16 protein-coding genes are annotated in these 16181 nt (G+C 33.4%); 10 read left to right on the plus strand and 6 right to left on the minus strand.

Features of this window, described 5'->3' with window-relative positions; translation table 11 throughout:
* The first annotated feature begins 1 nt into the window (after position 1).
* The 4 genes from GQ46_RS05730 to GQ46_RS05745 are packed head-to-tail and all read left to right on the plus strand — an operon-like array spanning position 2 to position 4356.
* The gene (locus GQ46_RS05730; RefSeq protein WP_044399172.1) at positions 2-1315 is read left to right on the plus strand and encodes an ABC transporter permease; all 1314 of its coding nucleotides are present in this window, start codon (positions 2-4) and stop codon (positions 1313-1315) included.
* A 2-nt stretch (positions 1316-1317) separates the two neighbouring features.
* Positions 1318-2292: a mechanosensitive ion channel family protein gene (locus tag GQ46_RS05735; protein ID WP_052503526.1), complete on the plus strand. Its 975-nt coding sequence runs from the start codon at positions 1318-1320 to the stop codon at positions 2290-2292.
* Positions 2293-2302: 10 nt separating this feature from the next.
* Positions 2303-3193: a hypothetical protein gene (locus tag GQ46_RS05740; RefSeq protein ID WP_044399175.1), complete on the plus strand. Its 891-nt coding sequence runs from the start codon at positions 2303-2305 to the stop codon at positions 3191-3193.
* Positions 3193-4356 (plus strand): sigma-54 dependent transcriptional regulator, encoded by a 1164-nt coding sequence (locus GQ46_RS05745; protein ID WP_044399178.1) that lies wholly within the window; start codon positions 3193-3195, stop codon positions 4354-4356. Before GQ46_RS05740 ends, GQ46_RS05745 begins: the two co-directional genes overlap by 1 nt.
* A 291-nt stretch (positions 4357-4647) precedes the next feature.
* On the opposite strand, the gene GQ46_RS05750 is transcribed toward GQ46_RS05745, so the two are convergent.
* Complete coding sequence (locus GQ46_RS05750) at positions 4648-5403, minus strand: hypothetical protein (RefSeq protein WP_044399180.1); 756 nt, start codon at positions 5401-5403, stop codon at positions 4648-4650.
* A gap of 456 nt (positions 5404-5859) precedes the next feature.
* Complete coding sequence (locus GQ46_RS05755) at positions 5860-6315, minus strand: hypothetical protein (protein ID WP_156133107.1); 456 nt, start codon at positions 6313-6315, stop codon at positions 5860-5862.
* Between the two features lie 331 nt (positions 6316-6646).
* Here GQ46_RS05755 and GQ46_RS05760 point away from each other — a divergent pair, with 331 nt between their 5' ends.
* From GQ46_RS05760 to GQ46_RS05775, 4 genes are all read left to right on the plus strand, one after another.
* Positions 6647-7525, plus strand: coding sequence for a phosphate--nucleotide phosphotransferase (locus GQ46_RS05760; RefSeq protein WP_044399183.1), 879 nt, complete (start codon positions 6647-6649; stop codon positions 7523-7525).
* Positions 7526-7591: 66 nt separating this feature from the next.
* Entirely contained in the window at positions 7592-8995 is a 1404-nt protein-coding gene (locus GQ46_RS05765; RefSeq protein ID WP_044399185.1) for a M20/M25/M40 family metallo-hydrolase, read from the plus strand.
* A gap of 199 nt (positions 8996-9194) precedes the next feature.
* Positions 9195-9767 carry a hypothetical protein gene (locus GQ46_RS05770; protein ID WP_044399187.1) on the plus strand — a complete coding sequence of 191 codons (573 nt, stop codon included), beginning with the start codon at positions 9195-9197 and terminating at the stop codon, positions 9765-9767.
* Between the two features lie 147 nt (positions 9768-9914).
* A complete protein-coding gene (locus GQ46_RS05775; RefSeq protein WP_044399190.1) occupies positions 9915-10289 on the plus strand; it encodes a glyoxalase/bleomycin resistance/extradiol dioxygenase family protein in 375 nt (124 codons plus the stop codon).
* On the opposite strand, the gene GQ46_RS05780 is transcribed toward GQ46_RS05775, so the two are convergent.
* The gene (locus GQ46_RS05780) at positions 10284-11321 is read right to left on the minus strand and encodes an AI-2E family transporter (RefSeq protein WP_044399191.1); all 1038 of its coding nucleotides are present in this window, start codon (positions 11319-11321) and stop codon (positions 10284-10286) included. The two genes, GQ46_RS05775 and GQ46_RS05780, sit on opposite strands and share 6 nt — an antisense overlap.
* Positions 11322-11553: 232 nt before the next feature.
* Positions 11554-12786: a diaminopimelate decarboxylase gene (gene lysA, locus GQ46_RS05785; RefSeq protein ID WP_044399193.1), complete on the minus strand. Its 1233-nt coding sequence runs from the start codon at positions 12784-12786 to the stop codon at positions 11554-11556.
* 229 nt (positions 12787-13015) lie between these two features.
* On the opposite strand from lysA, the gene sucC reads away from it, so the two are divergent.
* Positions 13016-14209, plus strand: a complete 1194-nt coding sequence (sucC, locus tag GQ46_RS05790; RefSeq protein WP_044404617.1) for an ADP-forming succinate--CoA ligase subunit beta — start codon at positions 13016-13018, stop codon at positions 14207-14209.
* A 58-nt stretch (positions 14210-14267) separates the two neighbouring features.
* Here the strand turns inward: sucC and GQ46_RS05795 are convergent, their stop codons facing one another.
* Complete coding sequence (locus GQ46_RS05795; protein WP_044399195.1) at positions 14268-14597, minus strand: DUF1456 family protein; 330 nt, start codon at positions 14595-14597, stop codon at positions 14268-14270.
* Positions 14598-14782: 185 nt separating this feature from the next.
* On the opposite strand from GQ46_RS05795, the gene GQ46_RS05800 reads away from it, so the two are divergent.
* On the plus strand, positions 14783-15184 hold the full coding sequence (locus GQ46_RS05800) for a hypothetical protein (protein ID WP_044399197.1): 402 nt from the start codon (positions 14783-14785) through the stop codon (positions 15182-15184).
* On the opposite strand, the gene GQ46_RS05805 is transcribed toward GQ46_RS05800, so the two are convergent.
* A complete protein-coding gene (locus tag GQ46_RS05805) occupies positions 15181-15567 on the minus strand; it encodes a nucleoside triphosphate pyrophosphohydrolase family protein (RefSeq protein WP_044399199.1) in 387 nt (128 codons plus the stop codon). The genes GQ46_RS05800 and GQ46_RS05805 overlap by 4 nt on opposite strands.
* Between the last annotated feature and the right edge of the window lie 614 nt (positions 15568-16181).

A 16181-nucleotide genomic window follows, 5' to 3' on the forward strand; every position in this document is an offset into this window, starting at 1 on the left:
TATGAATCATTTACCACTTATAATTAAAAGAGAATATCTTACTAAAGTGAGAAATAAGGCTTTTATCGTAATGACGTTTGTGAGTCCCTTAATATTTATTGCACTCTTCACTGTCGTAGGTTATTTGTCACAAATAAATAGTAATACAGAACGAACCATTTCGGTTTTAGACGAGTCGGGTTTTTTTAGCGAGTCTTTTGAAAACGCTGAATTTTTGCATTATAATTTTTTAAATAATGTAACTTTAGAGACCGCTAAGAAACGTGTTGAAGAGCAAAATAATTACGGCTTACTTCATATTTCAAAATTTGATAGTATTGCTAATGCTGCAAAAGGCATAGCTTTTTATTCTTCAGAATCGCCATCACTATCAATAATTGGAACATTAGAATCTAAAATTGAAAAACGGCTCACCAATCTTAATCTAGAAAGTAAAAATGTTGATGTTGCCATGATTAACGATGCACAAGTAACGATAGCTATTAATCAGGAGAATTTTAGTGGTAAAAAATCTTCGAAATTAGATAGTTTAGTAAAACTTATTTTTGGTGGTGCTGCGGGCTATTTACTCTTCATGTTTATCATTATTTATGGAAACATGATCATGCGTTCGGTTATTGAAGAAAAAACGAGTCGCATTATCGAGGTCATTATATCTTCAGTAAAACCCATACAATTAATGTTGGGTAAAATTATTGGCACCTCTTTGGCTGGTGTCACCCAATTTGTAATTTGGCTAATTGTGGGTGGTATTTTAATGATTATAGCCTCTCTTCTATTCGGTATCGATTTTGCAACCATGCAAACACCACAACAGGAAATGATGCAGCAGGCCATACAGAATCAAGATGGTACCATGGAACTTCAAAATATTATTTTAGCCTTTCAAAATTTACCATTACTAAATCTTATCATTGCTTTTTTACTCTTTTTTATTAGTGGCTATTTACTATACAGCTCGCTTTATGCAGCTATTGGTGCGGCTGTAGATAATGAAACAGATACACAGCAATTTATGCTACCTATAATCATGCCCTTAGTACTAGCTGTTTATGTTGGTATTTTTACGGTGATAGAAGATCCTCATGGTACTATTTCAACCATATTTTCGTTTATACCCTTAACGTCTCCTGTGGTTATGCTTATGCGTATTCCATTTGGAGTGCCGTTATGGCAGCAGGTGGTATCGTTGTTAATTTTAATTGGTACATTTATCTTTACTGTCTGGTTTGCTGCAAAAATATATCGTGTAGGAATTTTAATGTATGGAAAAAAGCCAAGTTATAGGGAATTAATTAAGTGGATTAAATATTAATGATGCAAGATAACGTAACAGATAAAATTGAAAAGGAAGTTGGAAAAGTAAGCGATGTGATTACTGACACTAACGCGTGGGGAAAGTTCATAGAATTTTTAAACTATAAAATCTATGAATTTACTAATGACGATGGTGGCGCTGGAGCTGTAATCAAAGTAAAATATGTTTTATTGGTCATTGCTATTTTAATAGTAACAACCTACATCTTAAGATGGGTAAAAAGATTATTAACCCGTAAAATGCCAGCTGAGGATGCTGCCAAATTTACCACAGTATTCTCATTCGCTAGATGGCTGATATACATCATCATTTTTATTATCGTCATAGATTCTATAGGCATCGATGTTACTGCCGTTTTTGCTGCATCTGCTGCGTTACTAATTGGTATTGGTCTGGCATTACAAACCTTGTTTCAAGATATTATATCCGGTGTGTTTATACTCGTAGATCAATCGGTTCATGTTGGAGATGTTATAGAACTTGAAGGCAAAGTGGGTCGTGTAGTAGAAATTAAATTACGTACCACAAGAGCGGTAACTATTGATAACAAAGTATTAGTGATTCCTAATCATTTGTATTTAACCAATAGTTTATACAATTGGACACAAAATGGCACCTCGACAAGAGAAACTGTTGATGTTGGGGTTGCTTACGGTAGTGATATCGAGCTGGTAAAAAAACTATTAATTAAAGCTGCAGAGTCTTGTAAATTGGTTTTTAAACAACCTGGACCAACCGTTATATTTAATGATTTTGGTGAGAGTTCACTAAATTTTAGAGTTGCTTTTACTGTAGAAGATAGTTTCAACTCGAGAATACCAAAAAGTGAAATTCGCTTTGCTATAGACAGGTTATTCAGAGAAAACAATATTAGCATTCCGTTCCCTCAACGTGACATTCATATCATTCAAAAACCAGATCAAGACATTCAATTAAAGATGAAGAACAATTCACATTTAAACACCAACGACTAGTATACTTCGTATGTACATAGAAAAAAACATTACCAAATTAGTAATCCCCACCATAGCACTCTTTCTTTCTATGGTTAGTTTTTCTCAAACTTCTGATTTGTTAAGATTAGAATACTTAAATATTCCAAATAATAGCTCTAAAAATAATATTGAACGTTTTCGCGTCTTTTTTCAATTACCTCTAGAAATAAAAGAGAATAATTTTATTATTTTAGGAGCTGATTATAGAAGCGTAAATTTTGATTGGCAAAATGTACCATTTTCAACTGAAGATATTAGCACTATCCAAACCATTGAAGCTACCCTAGGATATGCTCATAAAACGCAGGGCGATTGGATTTTTGCAGCAAACGGAGGGCTAAGATTAGCCTCGAATTTTACTGGTAAAATGGTTTCAGATGACTATATCTATATTACTAATGCATATGCCATTCGAGATCGCACTAAAAACCCAAAAGAAGGCAGCAAACCTAACCGGTTAATTTTAGGATTAAGCTACTCAACAACTCCAGGTAGAGACTTCCCTCTTCCAATTATTAACTATTACAAAGAGTTTCATCCAAATTGGACCTATACCTTAGGGGTGCCAAAGACAAATGTGCGCTATAAGTTTGACGAGATCAATCATGTACAAGCTTTCCTTACGTTGGATAACTTTTTTGGAAACATTCAGAAAAATATAATTGTAGACGAAAAATTAGCTGAAAATATTTCTATGACCACTGTTTTAGGTGGTTTAGGCTACGAACATTATTTCACAGATCATTTGTTATATTACGGTTACATTGCCTATACCATTTCAAATGATTTCAGGTTGAGAGATAATGAAAGAAATGACATTTATACTATTGATGATCAACCTACAATCTATTTTAGAACAGGAATTAAATTCAAAATATAATGCCAAAAATATTAGTAATAGAAGACGAAGCAGCGATTAGAAGGGTTTTAGTGAAAATTCTTTCTGAAGAGAATGACAAATATGAAGTGGAAGAAGCGGAAGATGGACTAGCTGGAATAGAAAAAATCAAAAAAGAAGATTTCGATTTAATCCTTTGCGATATAAAAATGCCAAAAATGGATGGTGTTGAAGTATTAGAGGCTGTTAAAAAGATTAAACCCGAAATACCAATAGTTATGATTTCTGGTCATGGCGACCTTGATACTGCGGTAAATACTATGCGCTTGGGTGCTTTTGATTATATATCCAAACCACCAGATTTAAACCGCCTGTTAAATACGGTTCGTAATGCTTTAGACCGAAAAGAACTGGTGGTAGAGAATAAAATTCTTAAAACAAAAGTTAGTAAAAAATATGAAATGATAGGCAAAGGTGATGCCATTTCTCAAATTAAAGATATTATTGACAAAGTCGCACCAACTGATGCTCGTGTATTAATTACAGGACCTAATGGAACTGGTAAAGAACTAGTAGCCCATTGGTTACATGAAAAAAGTGAACGTGCTAAAGGCCCAATGATTGAAGTAAACTGTGCCGCCATACCTAGCGAATTGATAGAGAGTGAGTTATTTGGTCACGTAAAAGGAGCCTTTACAAGTGCGGTTAAAGACAGGGCTGGAAAATTTGAAGCCGCCAATGGAGGCACCATTTTTTTAGATGAAATTGGTGACATGAGCTTATCTGCACAAGCAAAAGTGTTACGCGCACTCCAAGAAAGTCGTGTGCAACGCGTGGGCAGTGATAAAGACATTAAAGTAGATGTTCGCATAATAGCAGCCACAAATAAGAATCTTAAAGAAGAAATTGAAGCAGGTAAATTCCGTGAAGATTTATATCATAGATTGGCAGTAATCCTAATTAAGGTTCCCGCTTTAAACGATAGACGAGATGACATCCCTTTATTGGTAAATCATTTTGCTAATAAAATATCTGAAGAACAAGGAACCGCACAAAAAAACTTCTCAGCAAAAGCTATAAAACTTTTGCAGGAGTATGATTGGACTGGTAATATTCGTGAATTGCGTAATGTTGTTGAGCGGTTAATCATTTTAGGTGGCACAGAAGTTAGTGAAACGGATGTTAAACTATTTGCGAGTAAATAATAGCACCCAATTAGAACGTTCTATTCATTATTAAGCGCTCTTTTTAATGGCATTTTAGCGAGTGCTGTCAAGGGCCTTGCTTAACAACAAAAGGTTATACTGCTTTATAAGACAGACAGGAGTATAAAATTAAAAGTTTTGCTCAGTCACCAAAACCTATTCATTAATGATAAAAAATAATTAGAGTGAGTGGTTCTCAGCATTATATTCGAAAAAATAATTATAGCACAAAAAAGAGGCTCAACTTTATATCATTGAGCCTCTTAATCTATAAAGATTGAATCGTTTATTTTATTCTTTACATGCCTTCAATTTACTGGTGTAGTCTTGAGAAATACTAATACTCATATCCAAGTAATACGTTTTAATTTCCTGTAAATTCTTAGCCGTCAAAACTGAGGCACTTTCTGAAGAATAAGATATTGTAGACTGACAATCACATGACTTCAATAAATCATTATAAGCCGTTATACTGCTAGTAATCGCTCTTTCATTGGAAGTAATAAACTGTTGCTTCTTTAAAAGAGATTCTTTTTTTTCCTGTTCAGCCAATTGAAGTTTAATGTCTTTTGCTTTTTGTTCTAACTCAGCCTGCTGTGCCTTTAAATCGGCCTGCTGTTGTTGCAATTCGTTTAAAGCATTTTCTCCATAATTACTGGGCTCTGAACTCACTTCTTTAGTAGTGCAAATATCATATTCGTAAAACGCTTTAAGGATCAAATTTTCTGTTTTACTTAGATAGGTTCTGGCAGTCACTAATTCTTCTGCCAATAATGCTGTTTCTAAATAAATAGCAATACTATTTGATAAATCAAGTGTATTAAAGCATTGCTCTTCCACAACTAATTTTTCTACGACCTCTATTGCATCTTTACAAATTCTAGCGTGATATTTTAAATCTTCTAAATTATATGATTCTATACCAGCAGTTACATTTTTACTCACTACACCAAGATTAAAACGCACGTTTTTAGTATTAGACTGTTGACTATAAGTCGCATTAAAAATGAAAGTAAATAAAAAAAATAATAAGTAACCTTGTTTCATGATTTGGATATTAAAATGTTAAGTCGAAACACAAAAGTATAAAAAATATACATTTAATCGGAGTAAAAGTATATTTAATCGATGAAATCCATCGATTTTTAGCATTTTAACACTGAAACATGCGATTCTTTAAATATAGTAGTCTCTAAACCGAAGAAATAAGTGCCTAAATTTTACATGTCGTTACGACTAAAGCGTCTTGTAAACTAATACTTAAACCAAAACCTGTTTGAATATCAGCATTAGTGTTTACTGTAAAATCTTGTTGTGACTAAAAAGTAGTCGTTGTTTATTTTTTAGAGAAAGCATAGCGCTCAATAATTTTTTAGTGTAAACTATAAAAAATACTCTTTTAAAAAATAAGCAATAAGCAAAGAAAAAACCATCAAAAGTTATCTTGTGATGGTTTTTAAGGTTAATAAGCATCTGAAAAACTCAAATAATATTTTAAAGTTTTTATTTATTACAACTATTAAGACTAGTCATATATATTTTAGTGATATTAATATTCTTAGCAATAAAATAAGCTCTTATTTCTAAAACAGTCATTTTGGCTAATTCTCTTTCATCATTAGGATCTGATATTTCTTTCCCACATCTACACGCCTCTAGCGAAGCATTAAAGTTGTTTACTTGAGCTGTAAACGCATTTTGATTGGTTTCTATAAAACTAAGTTTTTTTAAGACTGCTTGTCTCGCAGCATAAAGTTTAGCTTCTCTTTCTAATAGTTCTTTATTTTCTAATTCTTCTGGAGTTAGAACTTTATCTGCTGAATCAGCTGGCTTCTGTTCAGATAAATCTTTTTCGTCATTATAGGCAACAGCATCGGCGATTGAATCTCCTGTTTGTGCTTGTATGCTAAATTGCATAAATACAATGAACACGAATAAAAGTAGGTTGTTTTTTGACATAATATGAGAGTATTTCTGATTAATAAGATAGTTCTGTTGATTAATTTTAATCTAATATAGTAAAATAAATACGTTACATCGTTTTTTTATGCATTTAATCGATGAAATGCATAAAATTTAACATTTCAAATAGTGTCTTCAAATTCAATAAAACAGCAGTTTTGCTGAAATCACCAATAACATCAACCGTTACCGAAGTTATTAGTTGATTAATCAAAAAAAACATTATTAGCCAATATAATCAAAATTTAAAGCGCAAATTTAATACTTCAGGATTATTAATAAAAATATTTGATAACATTATGTATATTTATTCAGAAAGAAAGATACAATGAAAAAAATAAAGATTAAAGACTATAAAATAACTTCAAAAATTAAAATTGAAACACTACCAACATTAGTGGATTTAAAAGCAGACAAAGAGACTATAGAAGATGAATTACGAAAAATAAGACGTCAGTTGGGGAAACTTCAAGATACCATGTATGCTCATGGAAAATACTCCGTTTTAGTTTGCTTACAAGGTATGGATACTTCTGGAAAAGACAGTTTAATACGTGAAGTCTTTAAAGATTTCAATGCTCGTGGTGTTGAAGTGATGAGCTTCAAAGTGCCTACAGCGCTTGAGCTAAAGCATGATTTTTTATGGCGTCATTATTTAGCGCTACCTGCACGCGGAAAATTTGGTGTGCACAATAGAACACATTATGAAAATGTTCTGGTGACCAGAGTACACCCTAATTATATTTTAGGAGAAAACTTGCCTAGTATCAGAACCGTAGATGATATCAACGCTGAATTTTGGGAGAAACGCTTTAATCAAATTTTAAATTTTGAAAAACATCTTGCTGAAAATGGGACTATCATCTTTAAATTTTTCATGAATTTATCTAAAGAAGAGCAAAAACACAGATTACTACGTCGCTTGAATTTGAAAGAAAAAAACTGGAAATTTTCTGCAGGTGATTTAGTCGAGCGAAAACTTTGGGGTACTTATATGGATTGTTATGAAGAGGCTATAAATCGCACTTCTAAAGACCACGCACCTTGGTATAATATACCCGCAGATAACAAACCTGCAGCACGTTTAACAGTTGCTACTATATTATACGACACACTTAAAGAATATAAGGATATTAAAGAACCTGAATTAGATACTAAAACGAAAGCCAATATCGATTTGTATCGTCAGGAATTAAATAATGAATAACCAATAGACCAGATCCAACAATTAAATAAAAATTTGCTCTCGCAAAAACAACAAATACATTTTTACATGAAAAAACTACTGTTACTAGTATGCTCAATCTTTACTTCTATTTCATTCGCTCAAACAGATGAAGAGGTGCTGAGAACCATTTATACACAATCTTTAACCAACGGAAAATCATACGAGTGGCTAGACTATTTATCTAATAAAATTGGCGGACGCTTATCTGGTTCAGCTAATGCTGAAAAAGCAGTGGTTTGGGGTCAAACTGAATTAGAAAAACTGGGCTTAGACAGTGTTTGGCTCCAAGAAGTTATGGTGCCAAAATGGATAAGAGGCGAAAAAGAGTCGGCTTATTTTCAAACTAATTCAGAAACACAAGCGCCTGTAAATGTTTGTGCGCTTGGTGGCTCTATCGCAACTCCAAGTTCAGGTCTGAAGGCAAAAGTTATCGAAGTACAAAATTTTGAAGAACTAACAACTTTAGGTAAAGAGAAAATTAAGGGTAAAATTGTATTTTTTAATCGCCCAATGCAGGCCGACTTAATTACCACCTTTTCAGCTTATGGTGGCTGTGTTAACCAACGTTATGCTGGCGCGATGGAAGCTGCTAAATTCCAAGCAGCAGGTGTTATTGTGCGTTCTATGAATTTACGATTAGACGATTTTCCACATACAGGAAGTATGAGTTATGGCGATTTACCAAACGACCAGCGCATTCCCTCTGCTGCAATAAGCACTAATGATGCAGAAAAACTATCTGATGCTTTAAAAAAAGATGAAAATTTGGAATTCTACTTCAAACAAAGCTGTGAACAATTAGAAGATGTAAAGTCATACAATGTTATTGGTGAAATCACAGGCAGTGAATTTCCAAACGAGTATATGATTGTTGGTGGTCATTTAGACTCATGGGATTTAGGCGATGGCTCACATGATGACGGTGCTGGAGTTGTTCAGTCTATGGATGTTTTAAGACTCCTAAAGGAAAGCGGCATAAAACCAAAACGAAGCATTCGTGTCGTTTTATTTATGAATGAAGAAAATGGCTTAAGAGGTGGAAATAAATATGCTGAAGAAGCAGAAAAAAACAAAGAAACCCACGTTTTTGCTTTAGAAAGTGATGCTGGCGGATTCACACCAAGAGGTTTTAATTTCGACTGTAGTGATGCCAATTTTGAACAGGTGTTAAGTTGGAAGCCCTTATTCAAACCTTATTTGATTCACTATTTTGAAAAAGGCGGCAGTGGCGCAGATGTTGGCCCTTTAAAAAATGACAGTAACGTTTTAGCGGGATTACGTCCAGATTCACAGCGTTATTTTGATTATCATCATGCCAGTAATGACACCTTTGATGCTGTTAACAAAAGAGAATTAGAATTAGGCGCAGCAACGATGACGAGTCTCGTCTATTTATTTGATAAATATGGAACAAACCCTTTAGTTAGCGCTAAAGAATTGAAAGATTAGTGAGCATCCTAGTCTGTAGTTTTTTTTTACAGCACTACTATTAATTTCAAAAGCCTTAAAATTAAGGTAGAAGAAACAGGTAGAAAGCCTACTTTAAAAGAATCATGGATTTCAAAAAAACGGCCATTTATTAATGCCTCTACTAAGGCGTTCTGACTTACAAAAAATTAAATTCAGCATGAGTTGTATAAAACATTCAATGAAAAATAGCATAACGGTATTCGCAATAATAGTCTCCTCTTTTATGTTCGCCCAAGAAACAGAAGAAACACTCCCTTATTATGAACTTCCCGAAGCATCAGAAAAATATACTGCTGGTACGGTAGCTGCCAGGCAGGTAGAAGCTTTGGGCTTTAGGTTCTATTGGGCAAGTGAAGGATTAACTGAAAAGGATTTAGGCTATAAACCAAATGACTCTGTAAGGACGTCTCTTGAAACCGTGCAACATATTTACGACCTATCCCTTATGATTGTTAATTCAACTTTAAAAAAATCAAATTCTAAAAATGAAAGAGCAGAAATGTCTTTTTCTGAATTAAGAAAACAAACCTTGCTGAATTTAAAGCAAGCCGCAGACATTTTAAAAGTCAGCGATAATATTTCAGAATATAAAATTATTTTTGGCACTAATGAAATTCCTTATTGGAATACTATTAATGGTCCAATTAGTGATGCTATTTGGCATTGCGGGCAATTAGCTTCATTTAGAAGAATAACTGGCAACCCGATTAACCCCAAAGTGAATCACTTTTCGGGGACCATTAGAAAATAATCTATCGTATTTGCGTTTTTTTTCTTGCCAACAGCTCTTTATCTGCTATAGTTTAATAAGACATAAAATCATTTTTCGATTTCACACTGACTCTTTTTTTTTGTTTATTGATAAAACATAGCATAGAAACCTATAAATTATTAATTAATGAAACCCATTTTACATCAAATCCACCCCATCCTGCCAGTACAAAATGTAGTAGAAGCACTTAGCTATTACGTAAAACAATTGGGTTTTATTATCGCATTTGCAGACGATAGTAAAAACCCAACTTATGCAGGTATTCGTCGTGATGGTATAGAAATTCATCTACAATGGTATGATGCAAAAGCATGGGATGTCGGGTTTAACAAACCAAGATTGCGCATCGTCACTGAGCATATTGAAAATCTATATAAGGAATACGAATATCAAGAAGTGTTCAGTGAGAATACTAAACTACAAGAAACCGAGTGGCAAACGCGAGAATTTACTGTTTCCGATTTGTATAACAACGAATTAACATTTTACCAAAATTTATAGTATTTTTTTATCTGTTTTTCTTGAATGCGTTCCGTATTCTTTTCTGTAAATTTTCACCAATATAATAAATAAACTCACAAGCAAGGGTCCAAATATTAAGCCTATAAAACCAAATAATGGCACGCCAATAATCACACCTATTAGTGTTATCAAAGGATGTACTTTATCTAATTTTTGAAGGACATAGAGTCTTATAATATTATCTGTTGAACCCACAATAACAAGACCATAAAGCAAAATTCCATAAGCCTGAAAATCATCCCCTGAGGATAAAGTGAGTACAAAAACAGGAAGAATACCTAGTAAGGTACCAATAAATGGTACCATAGAACCAATAGTGACTATTACAAACCAGAAAAACGGATCTTTTATTCCAAAAATAAAAAAACCAATTAATGAAATGACACCTTGTGCTAATGCAACTAGCGGAATACCCAGAGCATTCGCTCTTACCAAAGATTTTATTTCGCTACCTATTTCACTCATATTATCAGCAGCTAACGGGACATATTTTAAAAGGGATTCCTTCATGACCTTACTATTCGTGAGCATGTAATATAAAATAAAAGACATAACACCAACAGAAATAAAAAGATTAAAAGTACCACCTGCCAGACTCTCTAAATTTTTGCTTAGCCATCCTGTGATATTACTTGTATTTATTTGGGAACTCAAATCATAACCAACAAACTGCTCTACTTTTTCTAATTGACTTTTAATTGCTCTTATGACCTTTTCACTATTATCAACGAAGCCACTAATTTTGTTCCCTAGCATCAAAAGAATGCCCAAGACAGGAATAATAATAACTACAAAAGAAAATAGAAGTAAAAGAATAGCAGAAAGACTTGTATTATATTTTCTATTCTCAACCATTTTAAGCATCCATTTATGCAAAAGCACATACAATGTAACAGCTCCAAGGATGCCACCAAGATAAGGCAACATCTCTTTAAAGATAAGACTCCCTACCAGAAGGATAAGTGCGATTATGAAAATTTGGCGAATAAGAATTGATGATATTTTTTCCACTTGTATATTTTTTTAGCTGGTGGTTAAATTTACACCAAAATATAACCAATTAACAAAATTTAAAACTTAAAAAAAAACAACTTTTAAACCAATACGAATAGTATGAGTAGTTAATCCTAAACTGCAGTTATTGAAATGATTCAAACTAAGAGACATTGAAAAAAACTAGACACAAAAAAGCACTCATAAATAAAAATTCTTGAGTACTTTTAATAGGGAAAATGCAACTAGCTTAAGCCTTAACGCTTTTTTTCTTTGGTTTTAAATCTATTTCAATTTGATTTCTTAATATATCATCAAAAGTTTCACGCTTTCTAATTAAATGGGCTTCCCCATTATGCCACAGCACCTCAGCAGGGCGATAACGTGAATTATAATTACTAGCCATTGTAAAACTATACGCACCGGCATTTTTAAAGGCTAGAATATCACCTTCATTAATTTCAGCAATACGCCTATTATTAGCGAAGGTATCTGTTTCACAAATGTAACCTACAACACTGTAAAATCGTTCTCGCCCACTAGGATTTGATAGGTTTTCAATTTCATGCTGCGAGCCATATAGCATGGGTCTAATAAAATGATTAAACCCAGAATCTACTTGTGCAAAAACAGTAGAAGTAGTCTGTTTTACAACATTAACTTTAGCTAAAAATTGACCCGCTGCACTCACTAAAAACTTTCCTGGTTCAAATGCAATGGTTAAGTCTTTTCCGTATTCTTCACAAAATTCATTAAACCTTTTGGTTAACTTTTCGCCAAATTCTTCAATATTCGTTTCAATATCACCAGCCTTATATGGGACTTTAAAACCAGAACCAAAATCTATAAAATCAAGAGTTTTGAAGTTTTTGGCTGTTTCAAATAATATCTCGCTAGCATATAAAAAAACATCAATATCTAAAATATCACTTCCCGTATGCATATGAATACCATTGATATGCATTCTAGTATTCTCAACGATTCTCAGAATGTGAGGAATTTGGTGAATTGAAATCCCAAATTTACTATCAATATGTCCGACTGAAATATTCGTATTACCGCCGGCCATTACATGAGGATTGATTCTAATACACACTGGTATTTCGGGATGCTTTGTACCAAACTGTTCTAAAATGGACAGATTATCAATATTTATCTGACACCCTAATTTAGCAACGGTTTCAATTTCTTCTAGTGACACGCCATTAGGAGTGAAAATTATTTTTTCTGCTGGAAATCCTGCAGTCAAGCCCAATTTTACCTCTTGTATGGATACGGTGTCTAATCCCGCACCAAGAGTACGCATTAATTTTAAGATTGAAATGTTAGATAAAGCCTTAACTGCATAGTTGATTTTCACCTGTTTAACGTTACTAAACGCTGACATTAAACGCTTATATTGACCAGAAATCACTTCAGAATCATAGATATAAATGGGACTTCCAAAGTCTTTAGCTATTTTAAGTAATTGGTTGTGTTGCATAAATTATTTTTTACAAAGTTGCTTATATCCAAAGTACAAAAAAATAAATGACCTATAATTATACACATTTTAAACATTTTGTTAATTATTTAACAACGCATGTATCTATATTAGACGCTATTTTCACAATTAAATATTAGGGTAAGTTATTGTGATTATTTACTTTTGTGGCTCTAAAATTTTACAGATTACCTCTTTTGAGGCAATAGAAAAAATAAATCTATCAAAGATGAATTTACACGAATATCAAGGAAAAGAATTATTAAGCACATTTGGCGTACGTATACAACGCGGTATTGTTGCTAAAAATGCTGCCGAGGCGGTAACTGCTGCAAAGCGCTTAACTGCTGAAACTGGAACAGGATGGCATGTTATAAAAGCACAGGTTCATGCAGGTGGACGTGGAAAAGGTGGTGGTGTAAAGCTAGCTAAAAGTCTAGAAGAAGTTGAAAGTATTGCAGAACAAATTATAGGAATGGATTTAGTAACACCTCAAACTTCTGCCGAAGGGAAGCGTGTTCACCAGGTTTTAGTTGCTGAAGATGTATATTACCCTGGCGCTTCTGAGCCTACTGAATTTTACATGTCGGTTTTATTAAATCGTGGTACAGGACGTAATATGATTATGTATTCTACTGAAGGTGGTATGGATATTGAAACCGTAGCCGAAGAAACTCCTCACTTAATTTTTACTGAAGAAATAGATCCTGCGACGGGTATTTTGCCTTTTCAGGCGCGTCGTATTGCTTTTAATTTAGGATTATCTGGTGCTGCTTTTAAAGACATGACAAAATTTGTTACTGCTTTATATACCGCTTATGATAAGTCGGATGCCTCTTTATTTGAAATCAATCCGGTTTTAAAAACCAGTGATGATAAAATAATGGCAGTAGATGCAAAAGTAACACTAGATGATAATGCCTTATACAGACATAAAGACTTAGCCGAATTACGTGATTTACGTGAAGAAAGCCCAATAGAAGTTGAAGCTGGAGAGTTAGGCCTAAACTATGTAGACCTTGATGGAAACGTTGGTTGTATGGTTAACGGTGCTGGTTTAGCGATGGCTACGATGGATTTAATAAAGCAGGCAGGTGGAGAACCAGCAAACTTTTTAGATGTTGGTGGTACTGCAGATGCTAAACGTGTTGAAGCTGCTTTTAGAATTATTCTAAAAGACAAAGGCGTTAAAGCAATCTTAATTAATATTTTTGGTGGTATTGTACGTTGCGACCGTGTAGCACAAGGGGTTGTAGACGCCTATAAAAACATGGGAGACGCTATTAACGTTCCAATTATTGTTCGTCTGCAAGGTACTAACGCAGACATCGCTAAAGAACTCATTGATAACTCTGGATTAGATGTTATGAGTGCCACTGAATTTCAAGAAGCAGCAGATAAGGTACAAGCCGTATTAGCTTAAACAATGAACATATCATTCTGAGCCAAAGCGAAGAATCTAAATAAACTAAAAAGAGCAACTAATCGTTGCTCTTTTTTTTGCTTTTAGGTCTATTAAAACTCTTCTTATCATCAAACTTCTTAGGCTTTACTTTTTCAGGAATTTGCTTTTCTGGTGTTTCTCCTTTCTTTGGCATTGGACCTCGAAGATGAATAATTAGAGCATTCAAGAAGTTTCGTAAAATCTGATCTCCACACTCTACATAATTAGGGTGATCTTCTCTTCTAAAAAAAGCACTTAATTCTGTCTTGGTTATTCTAAAATCTACGAGTGCTAATATCTCAACTATGTCTGTATCTCGAAGCTTATGTGCTACTCTTAGCTTTTTAAAAATATCGTTATTTGTCATAATATAAGGTACTGAATATTAACTATTTAAATTCTTGTTTTTTATTTACAGCTGTCAAATTTTTGACAAAAAGCATTTAAATTCGGTGTAAAGCTACTCTTTTTTCGATAAGCGACGCGCTTTCGACGATTATTAATTAGGATTAATGCTTAATTTTACACCATCTAATTTAATCGTCTCACAGTATGCCAAATAGAGTAGAAAAGCTAAGTTTATTATCAGAGATGATAGCTTTTGCTAAAACAGACAAGGAGATCAAGAAAATTGAATATCATTTTCTTATAGGTGTCGCCAAACAATTGGAAGTTTCCCGTGAGGATTTCGATTATTTAATAGAGCATCCCATCAATTATGTAAATTTAAAATCTCATAGTGAGCGCATTGTACAATTTCATCGGTTAGTCCTTTTGATGCATATAGATAAAGAACGCACAAAAGCGGAAATTGTAAAGCTCTATAATTATGGATTAAGAATGGGGCTTAATCACGAATCGATTACAAAAGTATTGTATTTAATGGAAGGTTTTCCCAATATGATAGTGCCCGCAGATGTCTTAATCGATATTTTTAAGGTTCAGTACAATTAAGATTTTAAAATTTTAGCGATATCTGGTTTAAAGTAATTGGGTCCTTTTAATACCTTTCCATCGTTTCTGTAAATAGGCTCTCCATTTTCGCCTAACTTACTCATATTACTGCGCTGTATTTCATTAAACACTTCTTCTATTTTATGTTGCATGCCATGCTCTATAATAGTGCCACATAATATGTATAACATATCACCCAATGCATCTGCAACCTCAACCAGATCATTATTATTTGCGGCTTCGTAATACTCCTCGTTCTCTTCTTTCATTAAGTTGTACCGCAATGTATTCTTTGCTTTTCCTAAATGCGCCTTTGGCGCTTCTAAATGTCCTATTTTAAATGCTGTATGAAAAGCTTTTACTGCTTCTATTTTGTTTTTCATTGAAAATATATTTTTTTTCCGTGACAACGGAAACCTGTTTTTATTTAAATTTTTATAATTTTATTGTCCTAATACTAAAGCCTTGAGACTTGAGAAAAAAACAATGTTGTTTTTCTAATTAAATTACTTTCTTTAGCAACCAAGAAGGGGCACTCCTTTATTCCCATGCAATAAGATGCGAGCGTTTAGAAATATACATCAGTCTTTTTGTTTTTAATTGTTGAATAAATCTAACGCGCCACTCTCTCTAGAGGTATCCTCCATAAAACCCCATCACCAAGACCCATTTTTGTATCCAAAAAACTAGGTCTAATGTCAGTAATATAAATCTTCTCTAATTTATTTCTTTAGTTTTCAAATATAAAGATTCTAAATAATTTATTTGATAGGATTGTAGACAAAATAGGCAGGCGCACAAAAGTTGACTTCTGAAGAAATGGCTATTACACGGCCATCGTTTTGTTTTTCGAACTGCTTAAAAACCAAATTGTAACTGCAAGTGGCTCCAACCACATTCGTTTTATGCGTATTGTATTCTTTTTAAGATACTAAATCTGTTTTTTTTTCAACCAATACCAAAACTACAAATGACCAGGGCTACAGTTTTAACGCTA

Source organism: Lacinutrix sp. Hel_I_90, assembly GCF_000934685.1.
Lineage (GTDB): Bacteria > Bacteroidota > Bacteroidia > Flavobacteriales > Flavobacteriaceae > Lacinutrix.